Consider the following 13,361-nt stretch of genomic DNA (forward strand, 5'->3'; position numbering starts at 1 on the left):
CTCCTTAGCTCTGTGCGGCTTTGCGCGGAATAAACTCGTTTGCCACGGCTTCGCCCTGCAGCTGGAGCCGCTGCGGCTGCGGAATTTCCGGAACGGCGACATCCAGATGCGGGAATAACAGCTCGCCCACCCTGTAGGCCTCTTCCAGGTGCGGATAGCCGGAGAGAATAAAGCTGTCGATGCCCAGGTCAGCGTATTCATTAATACGTGCAGCCACGGTTGGCCCGTCGCCGACCAGCGCCGTGCCCGCGCCGCCGCGTACCAGACCCACGCCCGCCCACAGGTTCGGGCTGATTTCCAGATTCTCGCGCTTGCCGTTGTGCAGAGAGGCCATGCGGTGCTGCCCGACGGAGTCGGTTTTGGCAAACGCAGCCTGCGCCTTCGCAATGGTCTCATCGTCCAGATGGGAGATCAGACGGTCTGCCGCCTGCCAGGCTTCTTCATTGGTTTCCCGCACAATCACGTGCAGGCGAATCCCGAAGCGCACCTTGCGGCCATGGGCGGCGGCTTTGACGCGGACCTGGGCAATTTTCTCTTTCACCAGCTCGGGCGGCTCGCCCCAGGTCAGATAGAGATCGACCTGCTCGGCGGCCAGATCCTGGGCCACATCCGACGACCCGCCAAAATAGAGCGGAGGGCGCGGCTGCTGCACCGGCGGGAAGTAGAGCTTCGCGTCGCGAACGTGAATATGCTTACCTTCAAAGGTGACGGTTTCGCCTTCCAGCAGGCGTCGCCAGACGCGGGTAAATTCGGCGGAGGCTTCATAGCGCTCGGTATGGTCGAGGAACACGCCGTCACCCGCCAGTTCCTGCGGATCGCTGCCCGTCACCAGGTTAAACAGAGCGCGGCCGTTGGAGAGCCTGTCCAGCGTTGCTGCCTGACGCGCCGCCACGGTGGGTGAAACGACGCTCGGGCGCAATGCAACCAGGAATTTAAGGCGCTGGGTGACCGGGATCATCGACGCGGCCACCAGCCAGGCATCCTCGCACGAGCGTCCGGTCGGGATCAGCACGCCGGTAAAACCGATTCGGTCCGCCGCCTGGGCAATCTGCTGAAGATAGCCATGGTCAACCGGGCGCGAGCCCTCTTCTGTACCAAGATAGTGTCCATCACCGTGGGTGGGTAAAAACCAGAAAAGATTCAGACTCATGATTTAGCTCCTTCTTTGCCAGCGGGCTGCCAGATGCGTTCGCGAATATCGACCTGTTTTGGTACCAGGCGGTTTTGATAGAAGAGGTCAGCAGTCTGTTGCTGAAGCGCGGCGACGTGTGCGTCGACAGGCGCAATGGTGGTGGGCGGACGGTGACTGAGGTAGCTCGCGATCACCGGCTCAGGTAAGCCCATGGTTTTTGCCAGCAGGGCGATGCTCGCCTGACGCTGGCTCTGGGTCAGGGCATCTGCCTGCGTAAAGGTATCCAGTACGCCCTGAATAAACGCGCCGTTTTTTTCGGCGTAAGGGCGTGAGGCGAGGTAGAACGAACCGGTTTGCTTCAGCGTGGTACCGTCTTTCAGCACCCGTACGCCACCCTGCAGTAATGCCGCAGAGTAGTACGGATCCCAGATAGCCCAGGCATCAACGTTCTTCTGCTGGAACGCGGCGCGCGCGTCAGCGGGCGTCAGGTAAACGGGCTGAATGTCGGTGAACTTGAGCCCGGCTTCCTGTAAGGCGCGCAGCAGCAGGTTGTGCGAACTGGAACCTTTCTGGAAAGCGACCTTACGCCCTTTAAGGTCGGAGACGCTTTTAATGTCACTTTTTTCAGGTACCAGGATGACTTCGGCTTTCGGCTTAGCGGGTTCTACACCGACGTATACCAGGTCTGCCCCGGCAGCCTGAGCGAAAATAGGCGGGATGTCGCCCGTACTGCCTAGATCGATACTGCCGACGTTCAGGGCTTCAAGCATCTGCGGCCCTGCCGGGAACTCCACCCATGAGAATTTGGTGTCCGGGAAGCGTTTTTCCAGCAGCTGGTGGCTTTTTGCCAGCACCATACTGACGCTGCCTTTTTGGTAGCCAATCCGTAAACTGTCCGGTGCGGTTTCTGCGGCATGTGCCAGCGCGGTAAACGCCATCAGGCCAGCCAGTCCGAGGCGGGTTAAGGTTTTAAACATGTGCGACTCCCTGCGGCGGATTAAAAGAAGGAACCTGGATATCCCGGCGATGCAGCGCGTGCCAGAAAGTTTCCAGCGAGGCATCAAGGCGCGTTTGCAGATTCGGCGTGAAGTGCGGCTTATGCTGGTAGTCAATGACCTGCGAATCATCCGCGAAAACGCCGTGAAGGATCTCCTGCGCCTTCAGGGCGTTCAGCACCGGCTTCAGGGCGTAATCTACCGCCAGTAAATGTGCCACCGTGCCGCCCGTTGCCAGCGGCAGAACCACTTTGCCGTCCAGTGCGCGCTCGGGGAGAAGATCGAGCAGCGTTTTCAGCGCGCCCGAAAAAGAGGCTTTATAAATCGGGGTCGCAACGATGAGGCCGTCCGCTTCCTTGAGCTGCTCAGTGAGGGTTTTCAACGCGGGGCTGTCGAAGCGGGCATACAGCAAATCTTCAGGTTCGAAGTTATGCAGATTCCAGTGGCACACTTCCACGTCCAGGGCATTGAGCTTGTCGCGGGCATATTCCAGCAGGGCGCTGGAACGCGAAGGGAATCGTGGACTTCCGGCCAGGGTAATGACGCGCATACTTCCTCCTTATAACTAATTGTTTGCTTTTATCTAACATTCATAACAATTTTCAGGAGTGTGACACTGCGCGGTTATTCCACTAAATGATTTATCCGCAATTAAACTGCGAAAAACTGCATAAGAAAGAGAGTGGGAGGTAAACGATTGCGTTTTACGCCGATTTTTTTGCCGCAGGTCAATTCCCTTTCGTGACGGGATCGCCCATAATCCCCTCCCGGTTTGCACACCGGGAATCCAGGAGAGTTCATGTACTACCCCTTCGTTCGTAAAGCCCTTTTCCAGCTCGACCCCGAGCGCGCTCATGAATTTACATTCCAGCAATTACGTCGTATTACAGGAACGCCTCTGGCGGCCTTGGTGCGTCAAAACGTGCCGGAAAAGCCTGTGCAGTGCATGGGGCTGACCTTTAAAAATCCATTGGGTCTGGCGGCCGGTCTGGACAAAAATGGCGAGTGCATTGATGCCCTGGGCGCGATGGGCTTTGGCTCCATCGAAATTGGTACCGTCACGCCGCGCCCGCAGCCGGGAAATGACAAGCCGCGCCTGTTCCGCCTGGTCGAAGCCGAAGGGTTGATCAACCGCATGGGCTTTAATAACCTCGGCGTTGATCATCTGGTAGAGAACGTGAAGAAAGCCCATTTTGATGGGGTGTTAGGCATCAATATTGGCAAAAATAAAGATACGCCGGTTGAGCAGGGTAAAGATGACTACCTGATTTGTATGGAAAAAGTCTACGCCTATGCCGGGTATATCGCGGTGAATATTTCCTCACCCAATACCCCGGGGCTGCGCTCCTTACAATATGGCGAAGCGCTGGACGATCTTCTGAGTGCCATTAAAAATAAACAAAATGAACTCCAGGCGATCCACCATAAATATGTTCCGGTCGCGGTGAAGATCGCGCCGGATCTTTCTGTCGAAGAATTGATCCAGGTTGCCGACAGTTTGGTTCGCCATAATATTGACGGGGTGATTGCAACGAATACCACGCTCGATCGTTCGCTCGTTCAGGGAATGAAAAACTGTGACGAAGCGGGTGGGTTAAGTGGCCGTCCGGTACAATTAAAAAGCACCGAAATTATTCGCGCGCTGTCTGCGGAATTAAAAGGCCGTTTACCGATTATTGGCGTCGGCGGTATCGATTCGGTGATTGCTGCACGCGAGAAGATGGCGGCCGGTGCGTCACTGGTACAAATCTATTCCGGCTTTATTTTTAAAGGCCCGCCTTTGATTAAAGAAATCGTTACGCATATCTAATCTTTTTTCTTAATCAGACAACCAGGGCTTTATTTCCAGCCCTGGTTGTTTTATATTCCGTCACTGTTGCTTATTTAGACATTATCGTCTTTTATTACTAGTGTTATAAACGAAGCGGCGAACAGGACATTTTTAGTACAGGACGTTTGGGGACGGGAGAGACACATGCGAATTAAACCTGACGATAACTGGCGCTGGTATTTTTGCGACGAGCATGACCGTATGATGCTCGATTTAGCCAATGGCATGTTGTTTCGTTCTCGTTTTGCCCGCCGAATGTTAACCCCGGACGCGTTTTCTCCATCGGGTTTTTGCGTTGACGATGCGGCGCTTTATTTCTCCTTTGAAGAAAAATGCCGCGACCTGATGCTCTCTAAAGAGCAGCGTGCCGAACTGGTATTAAATGCGCTGGTGGCCATCCGTTTCCTGAAACCGCAAATGCCGAAAAGCTGGCATTTCCTGCCTCACGGCATGGACTGGACGCCAGCAACGGGCGATGCGGCCAGCGTTAACCTGAGCGATACCGCCGAAGAGGTGAGTTTGTTAGTGGTTGAACCGGGCGAAAATGCCGCACTCTGTCTGCTGGCGCAGCCCGGCGTGACGATTGCCGGGCGCGTAATGCAGTTAGGTGATGCGATCAAAGTCATGAATGACAGGTTGAAGCCACAGCTGCGCGTCGATGCCTTCAGCCTCGAACAAGCGGTTTAAGCTTCCAGTTGTACCGACGTTTTCGGTACGCAGCTACAGCACAGGATTGTGCCGTCATTCCCAATTGCAGATTTTTTCAGCGCACTCACTTCTCCCTCCAGCAGCTTGATGCGGCAGCATCCGCAAATTCCCGCGCGGCAGGAATACGGTACGCGAATACCGGCTTGCTCCAGCTGCTCCAGTAAAACCTGCTGATTGTTGCCACGAATAACCTTGCCCTGCCAGTGAATATCCACCGCAGTGGCGACATTCGTCTCAACCTCGACCATTTCTTCTTCCTGGCCTGAGCCGTACACTCGCGCCGGCCCGCGAGCGAGAATTTCAACTTCATCACCTACGCGGATTGCGCCGCTGGATCGCGGGATCAGGTTCTGGCCGAAATCGACATCGCCGTTATCCTGCGCGGTACGGAACGATTGCAGCGTTTTCAGCGGCTCGCCGGAAGGATGTTTTTGGCCTTTCTCAGGGCTTACCGTGGTGAAAATGCAGCGGCTGCAGGGTTTGACGACATCAAAGATGACGCTGCCGATGCGGATGACTTTCCAGGTGTCTTCATCCCAGGCGTCCGCTCCGGTCACGACCAGATTCGGGCGGAACTGTTCCATCTGTACGCTGGCTTTACAGCGATTCTGTAAATCACGCAGAGACGCTTCGTTGGTGAGCAGGAACGGGAAGCCATCCGCGAAGGAGAGGGGAACGGCGTCGTGGCGCTTTACGCGACGCGTCAGTTCCGGCCCAACCCACCGCAGCTGCACGTCGCGAGAGAAGAAGCCGCTCAGCCAGCGGTTAATTTCATCCGGGGCGATGCGCGCGGTAAAATGGTTGCCCCATACTTCCGTTGGTGCGTCGACAGCCGCAAAATCCGCAAAGCGAATAACCGCGCTGGAACCGTCCGGCGCGGTCAGATGCAAACCGTCGTGAAGCGGGGAAGGGGTAAAGCGAACCATCTGAGGGAACTGGCGTGCGGTGATAAACGTTCCGTCAGGCTCGGTGACCATAAAAATTCGATCGAAGGCGAACCCGCTCATGTCTGCCAGCGCGTGAGTGACGCCGATGCCGCGCATGGATTTCACCGGATGAATAAAAAGCCTGGATAACGTCGCCACTGCACACTCCCTCGAATGAAAATAAGCCTTCAACTTTATGACATACACGCCATATTAGCTATAATGCGCGACAATTTTCTAAGAGTAAAAGTGACGATATGAATTCTCTGTTTGCCAGTACGGCCCGTGGGCTGGAAGAGCTGTTAAAAACTGAACTGGAAGCCCTGGGCGCGCAAGAGTGCCAGGTGGTTCAGGGTGGTGTCCATTTTGAGGGCGACACGCGGCTTATTTACCAGAGCCTGATGTGGAGCCGTCTGGCGTCGCGCATCATGCTGCCGATGAAAGAATGCAAGGTCTATAGCGACCTGGATCTCTACACCGGCGTACAGATGATCGACTGGACAGAGATCTTCACGCCTAACGCCACGTTCGCGGTGCATTTCAACGGCGTGAACGACGAGATCCGCAACAGCCAGTACGGCGCCCTGCGCGTAAAAGACGCCATTGTGGACTGCTTCACGCGTAAAAATAAGGAACGTCCGAACGTCGATCGCGAAAACCCGGACCTGCGTATCAACGTCTGGCTGAACGGCGACACGGCGAGCATCTCCCTCGATCTGAGCGGCGCGGGTCTGCACCTGCGCGGCTACCGCGATCGCACCGGTATGGCACCGATCAAAGAAACCCTGGCCGCCGCCATCGTGATGCGCTCCGGCTGGCAACCGGGCACGCCGCTGCTCGACCCAATGTGTGGCTCCGGTACGCTGCTGATTGAGGCCGCAATGCTGGCAACCGACCGTGCGCCGGGGCTACACCGCGGCCACTGGGGCTTCAAAGGCTGGGCGCAGCACGACGAAGCGCTCTGGAAAGAGGTTAAAGACGACGCGCAGACCCGCGCGCGTAAGGGCCTGGCGGAGTATACCTCTCACTTCTACGGTTCGGATAGCGACCCGCGCGTAATTGAACGCGCGCGCAGCAACGCCCGTCGCGCCGGTATCGGCGAGCTGGTCACCTTCGAGGTGAAAGACGTGGCGAACCTGACCAACCCGCTGCCGAAGGGCCCGTACGGGACCGTAATCAGCAACCCGCCATACGGTGAGCGTCTCGACAGCGAGCCTGCGCTGATTGCCCTGCACAGCCTGCTGGGCCGCAATATGAAGGACTACTTCGGCGGCTGGAACCTGTCTCTGTTCAGCGCCTCGCCGGAGCTGCTGAGCTGCCTGCAGCTGCGTGCCGATCGCCAGTTTAAAGCGAAAAACGGCCCGCTGGACTGCGTGCAGAAAAACTATCATCTGGCAGAGAAAGCGGCGGACAGCAAGCCAACCGGCGTGGCAGAGGATTACGCCAACCGCCTGCGCAAAAACCTGAAGAAATTTGAAAAATGGGCGAAGCAGGAAGGGATCGAGTGTTATCGCCTGTACGATGCCGACCTGCCGGAGTACAACGTGGCGGTTGACCGCTATGCGGACTGGGTGGTGATTCAGGAATATGCTCCACCGAAAACCATCGATGCGCAAAAAGCGCGCCAGCGCATGCTGGACGTCATTGCGGCCACCATTGCCGTGCTGGGGATTGCGCCGAACAAGCTGGTGCTGAAAACCCGCGAGCGTCAGAAGGGTAAAAACCAGTACCAGAAGATGGGCGAAAAGGGCGATTTTATCGAAGTGGGCGAATACAACGCTCGCCTGTGGGTGAACCTGACCGACTATCTTGATACCGGCCTGTTCCTCGACCACCGCATCGCCCGCCGTATGCTCGGCCAGATGAGCAAGGGCAAAGATTTCCTCAACCTGTTCTCCTACACCGGGAGCGCCAGCGTGCATGCCGGTCTCGGCGGCGCGCGCAGCACTACCACGGTGGATATGTCCCGCACCTATCTGGAGTGGGCCGAGCGTAACCTGCGTCTGAACGGCTTAACCGGACGTCAGCATCGCCTGATGCAGGCCGACGTGCTGGGCTGGCTGCGCGATACCGACGAGCAGTTCGACCTGATCTTTATCGATCCGCCGACCTTCTCTAACTCCAAGCGCATGGAGGATAGCTTTGACGTTCAACGCGATCACCTGCGCCTGATGACCGACCTGAAGCGCCTGCTGCGCAAAGGCGGCACCATTATGTTCTCGAACAACAAACGCGGCTTCCGTATGGATCATGACGGCCTGGCAGCCCTGGGACTGAAAGCACAAGAAATCAGTCAAAAAACGCTGTCTCAGGACTTCGCCCGTAACCGTCAAATTCATAACTGCTGGTTGATTACCGCGGTCTGAAAGGAAAAATAAATGTCATTAATTAGTATGCACGGCGCGTGGCTCTCTTTCAGCGACTCACCGCTTCTCGATAATGCAGAGCTGCATATCGAAGATAACGAGCGCGTCTGTCTGGTGGGCCGTAACGGCGCGGGTAAATCCACGCTGATGAAAATCCTCAACCGCGAGCAGGGGCTGGATGACGGCCGCATCGTATACGAGCAGGATCTGATCGTCTCCCGCCTCCAGCAGGATCCGCCGCGTCATGTGACCGGCAGCGTTTACGATTTCGTGGCGGAAGGCATCTCCGAGCAGGCGGAGTACCTGAAGCGCTATCACGAGATTTCGCATCTGGTGATGACCGACCCGAGCGACAAGAATCTTAACGAACTGGCGAAAGTGCAGGAGATGCTCGATCACCACGGTTTGTGGCAGCTGGAAAACCGCATTAACGAGGTGCTGGCGCAGCTCGGGCTGGAACCCGACATGGAGCTGTCGGCGCTCTCCGGCGGCTGGCTGCGTAAAGCGGCGCTGGGGCGCGCGCTGGTCAGCGGCCCTAAGGTACTGCTGCTGGACGAACCAACCAACCACCTGGATATCGAAGCGATTGACTGGCTGGAAGGTTTCCTGAAAACCTTCAGCGGCACCATCATCTTCATCTCGCACGACCGTTCGTTTATTCGCAATATGGCGACGCGCATTGTCGACCTCGACCGCGGCAAGCTGGTCACCTATCCCGGCGATTACGACACCTATCTGCTGGAGAAAGAAGAAAACCTGCGCGTGGAAGAGCTGCAGAACGCCGAGTTCGACCGCAAGCTGGCGCAGGAGGAAGTCTGGATCCGCCAGGGCATCAAAGCCCGCCGTACCCGTAACGAAGGCCGCGTGCGTGCCCTGAAGGCGATGCGTCGCGAGCGCAGCGAGCGCCGCGAAGTCATGGGCAGCGCCAAAATGCAGGTGGAAGAGGCGTCCCGCTCCGGCAAGATTGTCTTCGAAATGGAAAACGTTAACTACCAGGTTGACGGCAAGGTGCTGGTGAAAGATTTCTCTGCGCAGGTTCAGCGCGGGGACAAAATTGCGCTCATCGGCCCGAACGGCTGCGGCAAAACCACGCTGCTGAAGCTGATGCTGGGCCAGCTGCAGGCCGACAGCGGCCGCATTCACTGTGGCACCAAGCTGGAAGTGGCCTACTTCGACCAGCACCGCGCGGAGCTGGATCCGGACCGCACGGTGATGGACAACCTCGCCGAAGGTAAACAGGAAGTGATGGTAAACGGCAAGCCGCGTCACGTTCTGGGCTACCTGCAGGACTTCCTGTTCCACCCGAAACGCGCCATGACACCGGTGCGCGCGCTGTCCGGCGGGGAGCGTAACCGTCTTCTGCTGGCCCGTCTGTTCCTGAAGCCAAGTAATCTGTTGATCCTCGATGAACCGACGAACGATTTGGATGTCGAAACGCTGGAATTACTCGAAGAGCTGATCGATGGGTATCAGGGAACCGTGATGCTGGTTAGCCACGATCGTCAGTTCGTGGATAACACCGTGACCGAGTGCTGGATCTTCGAAGGTGAAGGGCGAATTGGTCAGTACGTGGGCGGTTATCACGACGCAAAAGGGCAGCAGTCGCAGTCTCTGGCGCAGAAACAGTCGAAGTCCAGAACAAGTTCTGAACCTGCTGTAACAAAAGCAGAAACTGTCAAGAAAACCTCGGCTAAACTAAGCTATAACCTGCAGCGCGAACTGGAGGGGCTACCTCAGCGTCTTGAAGAGCTGGAGGCCGCGCTTGAGGGGCTGCAAGTGCAGGTTGCTGATGCCTCATTCTTTACCCAATCGCATGACTATACTCAGAAAGTACTGGCTGAAATGTCCGCGGCTGAAAAAGCCCTGGAAGAAGCATTTGAGCGCTGGGAGTACCTTGAGTCTCTGAAAAACGGCGCATAACAGGGATTAAATATGTGTGACCAGCACCATGCCGACAGGCATATATTATGCTCGCAATGCGATATGCTCGTGGCGTTGCCAGAGCTTGGTCACGGACATAAAGCCCAGTGTCCACGCTGTGGCGCGACGTTGACAACCGAGTGGGACGCGCCGCGGCAGCGTCCCACCGCTTACGCGCTGGCAGCACTGTTCATGCTGCTGCTCTCCAATCTCTTCCCCTTCGTCTATATGAAGGTAGGCGGGATGACAAGCCAGGTGGATCTGCTTGAAATCCCGGGCGTGATGTTCTCGGAAGATTACGCCAGCCTCGGCACCTTTTTTCTGCTATTCGTCCAGATAGTCCCGGCGTTTTGCCTGGTCGTCATCCTGCTGCTGGTTAACCGCGTCAGGATGCCGTCATCGCTGAAAATCCGGCTCGCGCGCATCCTTTTTCAGCTCAAAAGCTGGGGGATGGCCGAGATCTTTCTCGCAGGGATACTGGTCAGTTTCGTGAAGCTGATGGCGTACGGCGACGTGGGGATAGGCAGCAGCTTTATTCCCTGGTGTCTGTACTGTGTCCTGCAGCTGCGTGCTTTTCAGTGCGTGGACAGGCGCTGGGCCTGGGACGATATCGCCCCGGCACCGACGCTCGCGCAGACGGTGAAGGTCGGCGTGCCGGGTATCCGCCAGGGGCTCCGTTCTTGTCCGTGCTGTACCGCCGTGCTGCCCGCCGATCTTGAGGTTTGTCCGCGCTGCGAAACGAAGGGCCATGTTCGCCGTAAAAATAGCCTGCAGTGGACGATGGCACTGCTGGTCACGTCCGTCATGCTGTATCTGCCCGCTAATATTCTGCCGATTATGATCACCGATTTGCTCGGCGATAAAATGCCCTCGACGATCCTCGCCGGGGTCATACTGCTGTGGAGCGAAGGATCCTATCCTGTCGCCGGCGTGATTTTCATCGCCAGTATCATGGTGCCCACTTTAAAAATGATCGCCATTGCCTGGCTCTGTTGGGATGCAAAAGGCCACGGAAAACGCGACAGCGAACGCATGCATCTGATTTACGAAGTGGTCGAATTTGTCGGTCGTTGGTCAATGATCGACGTGTTTGTGATTGCCGTTCTCTCTGCGCTGGTGCGGATGGGCGGTTTGATGAGTATTTATCCCGCGATGGGGGCTTTAATGTTTGCACTGGTGGTGATTATGACCATGTTTGCGGCCATGACCTTCGACCCTCGTTTATCGTGGGATCGTGAGCCTGAATCAAGCCATGAGGAAGAGTAAGAGCATGGAAAATAAGAGTGGAGAGGCGAAAGTGCAGAAGGTCAAAAACTGGTCGCCGGTGTGGATTTTCCCCATCGTGACCGCGCTGATCGGTGCATGGATCCTGTTTTATCACTACAGCCATCAGGGACCGGAAGTGACGCTGATTACCACCAATGCCGAAGGAATTGAGGGCGGTAAAACGACCATTAAAAGCCGCAGCGTGGATGTGGGCGTGGTGGAAAGCGCAACCCTGACCGACGATTTAACCCATGTGGAGATTAAGGCGCGTCTTAATGCCGGCATGGAAAAACTCCTGCACGGCGATTCTGTTTTCTGGGTGGTTAAACCGCAGGTGGGACGTGAAGGGATCAGCGGCTTAGGAACGCTGCTCTCAGGTGCCTACATCGAACTGCAGCCGGGTGCAAAAGGCAGCCAGCCGGCGCAGTACCAGCTTCTGGATTCACCGCCGTTAGCACCGCCTGATGCAAAAGGTATCCGCGTGATCCTCGACAGTAAAAAAGCGGGCCAGCTCACGGCGGGCGACCCGGTACTTTTCCGCGGCTATCGCGTGGGTTCGGTGGAGAAGAGCACCTTCGATCCTCAGAAAAGATCCATCAGCTATCAGCTGTTCATCAATGCGCCTAACGATCGTCTGGTTACCAGCAACGTCCGTTTCTGGAAAGACAGCGGCATCGCGGTGGATCTGACCTCGGCGGGCATGCGTGTAGAAATGGGCTCGCTGACAACACTGTTTGGCGGCGGCGTAAGTTTTGACGTACCCGAAGGTCTGGACCTGGGGCAGCCAGTTGCGGAGAACACCGCTTTCCGCCTGTTCGACGATCAAAAAAGCATTCAGGATGCACTCTATACCGATCACATCGACTACCTGATGTTCTTTAAGGATTCTGTTCGCGGCCTGCAGCCTGGGGCGCCCGTTGAGTTCCGCGGTATTCGTCTGGGGACGGTGGGACAAGTGCCTTACTTTGTTCCAGGCCTTAAGCAGATGCTTGATGATGATTACCGTATTCCGGTGCTGATCCGCATTGAGCCTGAGCGCCTGATCAACCAGATTGGTGAGAATCAGGATATCGGCGAGCACATCACCGACCTGATGAATCGCGGTCTGCGCGGCTCGTTGAAAACCGGTAACCTGGTGACCGGCGCACTGTATGTCGATATGGACTTCTATCCAAAAGCGCCGCCGATTACCGGTATGCGTGAATTTGGTGGTTACAAGATCATCCCAACGGTAAGCAGCGGTCTGGCCCAGATCCAGCAGCGTCTCATGGAAACGCTGGATAAAATTAACAATCTGCCTCTGAACCCAATGATTGAGGCGGCGACAGGTTCGTTACATCAAAGCCAGGCGACAATGCAGCGCCTGCAGACCACGCTGGATAACATCAACAAGATTACTGCAAACCAGAGTATGCAGCAGCTGCCGCAGGATATGCAGAAAACGCTGCGCGAGCTGAATCGCAGTATGCAGGGCTTCCAGCCTGGCTCGGCGGCGTACAACAAGATGGTGGCAGATATGCAGCGTCTCGATCAGGTCTTGCGTGAACTGCAGCCGGTTCTGAAAACGCTCAACGAGAAGAGCAACGCGCTGGTGTTCGAAGCGAAAGATAAAAAGGATCCTGAGCCGAAGAGGGCGAAACAATGAAAAAATGGCTAGCGATTGCAGGAGCGATGGTACTCACGGCCTGCAGCTCCGGGAGCGAAACGAAAAGCTACTACCAACTGCCTCTGGTGACGCAGGCGGTTACGCAAAGTTCCGCCTCGCAGGGCAACCGTCTGCTGTGGGTTGAGCAGGTCGCCGTGCCGGATTACCTGGCCGGCAACGGGGTGGTCTATCAGACCAGCGATGTACAGTACGTTATCGCTAACAACAACCTGTGGGCCAGCCCGCTGGACCAGCAGTTACGCAATACGCTGGTGGCGAATCTGGGCAGCCAGCTTCCGGGCTGGGTTGTTGCCTCCCAGCCTTTGGGAAGCGATCAGGACACACTGAACGTCACGGTAACGGGCTTCCACGGCCGTTATGACGGTGCCGTTGTCATCAGCGGCGAGTGGCTGTTGAATCATCAGGGACAGCTGATTAAGCGTCCTTTCCATCTGGAGCTGAAGCAGCAGAAGGATGGCTATGATGAAATGGTGAAAGTGCTGGCTCAGGGTTGGGCGCAGGAGTCAGCCAGTATCGCCAGGGAAATTTCCCGGCTGCCATAAGTAAAATTC

At 56.5% G+C, this 13,361-nt stretch carries 11 protein-coding genes; 7 read left to right on the top strand and 4 right to left on the bottom strand.

Annotation, left to right across the window (positions count from 1 at the left end):
* Window positions 1-4 precede the first annotated feature (4 nt).
* The 3 genes from ssuD to ssuE are packed head-to-tail and all read right to left on the bottom strand — an operon-like array spanning window position 5 to window position 2,677.
* Window positions 5-1,150: an FMNH2-dependent alkanesulfonate monooxygenase gene (gene ssuD / locus ACMGGH_RS13110; RefSeq protein WP_232948052.1), complete on the bottom strand. Its 1,146-nt coding sequence runs from the start codon at window positions 1,148-1,150 to the stop codon at window positions 5-7.
* Window positions 1,147-2,109: a sulfonate ABC transporter substrate-binding protein gene (locus ACMGGH_RS13115; protein WP_232948053.1), complete on the bottom strand. Its 963-nt coding sequence runs from the start codon at window positions 2,107-2,109 to the stop codon at window positions 1,147-1,149. The genes ssuD and ACMGGH_RS13115 overlap by 4 nt, the downstream gene beginning before the upstream one ends.
* Window positions 2,102-2,677 carry an NADPH-dependent FMN reductase gene (ssuE, locus tag ACMGGH_RS13120; RefSeq protein WP_028012591.1) on the bottom strand — a complete coding sequence of 192 codons (576 nt, stop codon included), beginning with the start codon at window positions 2,675-2,677 and terminating at the stop codon, window positions 2,102-2,104. The genes ACMGGH_RS13115 and ssuE overlap by 8 nt, the downstream gene beginning before the upstream one ends.
* Before the next feature lie 249 nt (window positions 2,678-2,926).
* Between ssuE and pyrD the strand changes: the two genes are divergently transcribed.
* Entirely contained in the window at window positions 2,927-3,937 is a 1,011-nt protein-coding gene (pyrD, locus tag ACMGGH_RS13125; RefSeq protein ID WP_045261711.1) for a quinone-dependent dihydroorotate dehydrogenase, read from the top strand.
* A gap of 165 nt (window positions 3,938-4,102) precedes the next feature.
* The gene (gene zapC / locus ACMGGH_RS13130; protein ID WP_028012593.1) at window positions 4,103-4,645 is read left to right on the top strand and encodes a cell division protein ZapC; all 543 of its coding nucleotides are present in this window, start codon (window positions 4,103-4,105) and stop codon (window positions 4,643-4,645) included.
* Here the strand turns inward: zapC and ACMGGH_RS13135 are convergent.
* Window positions 4,642-5,751, bottom strand: a complete 1,110-nt coding sequence (locus tag ACMGGH_RS13135) for a YcbX family protein (RefSeq protein ID WP_045261710.1) — start codon at window positions 5,749-5,751, stop codon at window positions 4,642-4,644. The two genes, zapC and ACMGGH_RS13135, sit on opposite strands and share 4 nt — an antisense overlap.
* A gap of 98 nt (window positions 5,752-5,849) precedes the next feature.
* Between ACMGGH_RS13135 and rlmKL the strand changes: the two genes are divergently transcribed.
* From rlmKL to pqiC, 5 genes are read left to right on the top strand one after another with little or no spacing between them, the layout of a single operon-like run.
* Window positions 5,850-7,958, top strand: a complete 2,109-nt coding sequence (gene rlmKL, locus ACMGGH_RS13140) for a bifunctional 23S rRNA (guanine(2069)-N(7))-methyltransferase RlmK/23S rRNA (guanine(2445)-N(2))-methyltransferase RlmL (protein WP_028012595.1) — start codon at window positions 5,850-5,852, stop codon at window positions 7,956-7,958.
* 12 nt (window positions 7,959-7,970) lie between these two features.
* The gene (locus tag ACMGGH_RS13145) at window positions 7,971-9,878 is read left to right on the top strand and encodes an ABC transporter ATP-binding protein (RefSeq protein ID WP_232948054.1); all 1,908 of its coding nucleotides are present in this window, start codon (window positions 7,971-7,973) and stop codon (window positions 9,876-9,878) included.
* A gap of 12 nt (window positions 9,879-9,890) precedes the next feature.
* Window positions 9,891-11,144, top strand: a complete 1,254-nt coding sequence (gene pqiA / locus ACMGGH_RS13150; protein WP_028012597.1) for a membrane integrity-associated transporter subunit PqiA — start codon at window positions 9,891-9,893, stop codon at window positions 11,142-11,144.
* Window positions 11,145-11,148: 4 nt separating this feature from the next.
* Entirely contained in the window at window positions 11,149-12,789 is a 1,641-nt protein-coding gene (pqiB, locus tag ACMGGH_RS13155; RefSeq protein ID WP_028012598.1) for an intermembrane transport protein PqiB, read from the top strand.
* Window positions 12,786-13,352, top strand: coding sequence for a membrane integrity-associated transporter subunit PqiC (pqiC, locus tag ACMGGH_RS13160; protein WP_028012599.1), 567 nt, complete (start codon window positions 12,786-12,788; stop codon window positions 13,350-13,352). The genes pqiB and pqiC overlap by 4 nt, the downstream gene beginning before the upstream one ends.
* The last annotated feature ends 9 nt before the right edge of the window (window positions 13,353-13,361 follow it).

The sequence above is a fragment of the Enterobacter sp. BNK-16 genome, assembly GCF_048684955.1.
GTDB classification, from domain to species: Bacteria; Pseudomonadota; Gammaproteobacteria; order Enterobacterales; family Enterobacteriaceae; genus Enterobacter; species Enterobacter bugandensis.

Coding starts and splice junctions, on each gene's coding strand:
- rlmKL (WP_028012595.1), top strand. CDS start 5,850: ATGAATTCTCTGTTTGCCAGTACGGCCCGTGGGCTGGAAGAGCTGTTA.
- pqiC (WP_028012599.1), top strand. CDS start 12,786: ATGAAAAAATGGCTAGCGATTGCAGGAGCGATGGTACTCACGGCCTGC.
- ACMGGH_RS13115 (WP_232948053.1), bottom strand. CDS start 2,109: ATGTTTAAAACCTTAACCCGCCTCGGACTGGCTGGCCTGATGGCGTTT.
- pqiA (WP_028012597.1), top strand. CDS start 9,891: ATGTGTGACCAGCACCATGCCGACAGGCATATATTATGCTCGCAATGC.
- ssuE (WP_028012591.1), bottom strand. CDS start 2,677: ATGCGCGTCATTACCCTGGCCGGAAGTCCACGATTCCCTTCGCGTTCC.
- ssuD (WP_232948052.1), bottom strand. CDS start 1,150: ATGAGTCTGAATCTTTTCTGGTTTTTACCCACCCACGGTGATGGACAC.
- ACMGGH_RS13145 (WP_232948054.1), top strand. CDS start 7,971: ATGTCATTAATTAGTATGCACGGCGCGTGGCTCTCTTTCAGCGACTCA.
- pqiB (WP_028012598.1), top strand. CDS start 11,149: ATGGAAAATAAGAGTGGAGAGGCGAAAGTGCAGAAGGTCAAAAACTGG.
- zapC (WP_028012593.1), top strand. CDS start 4,103: ATGCGAATTAAACCTGACGATAACTGGCGCTGGTATTTTTGCGACGAG.
- pyrD (WP_045261711.1), top strand. CDS start 2,927: ATGTACTACCCCTTCGTTCGTAAAGCCCTTTTCCAGCTCGACCCCGAG.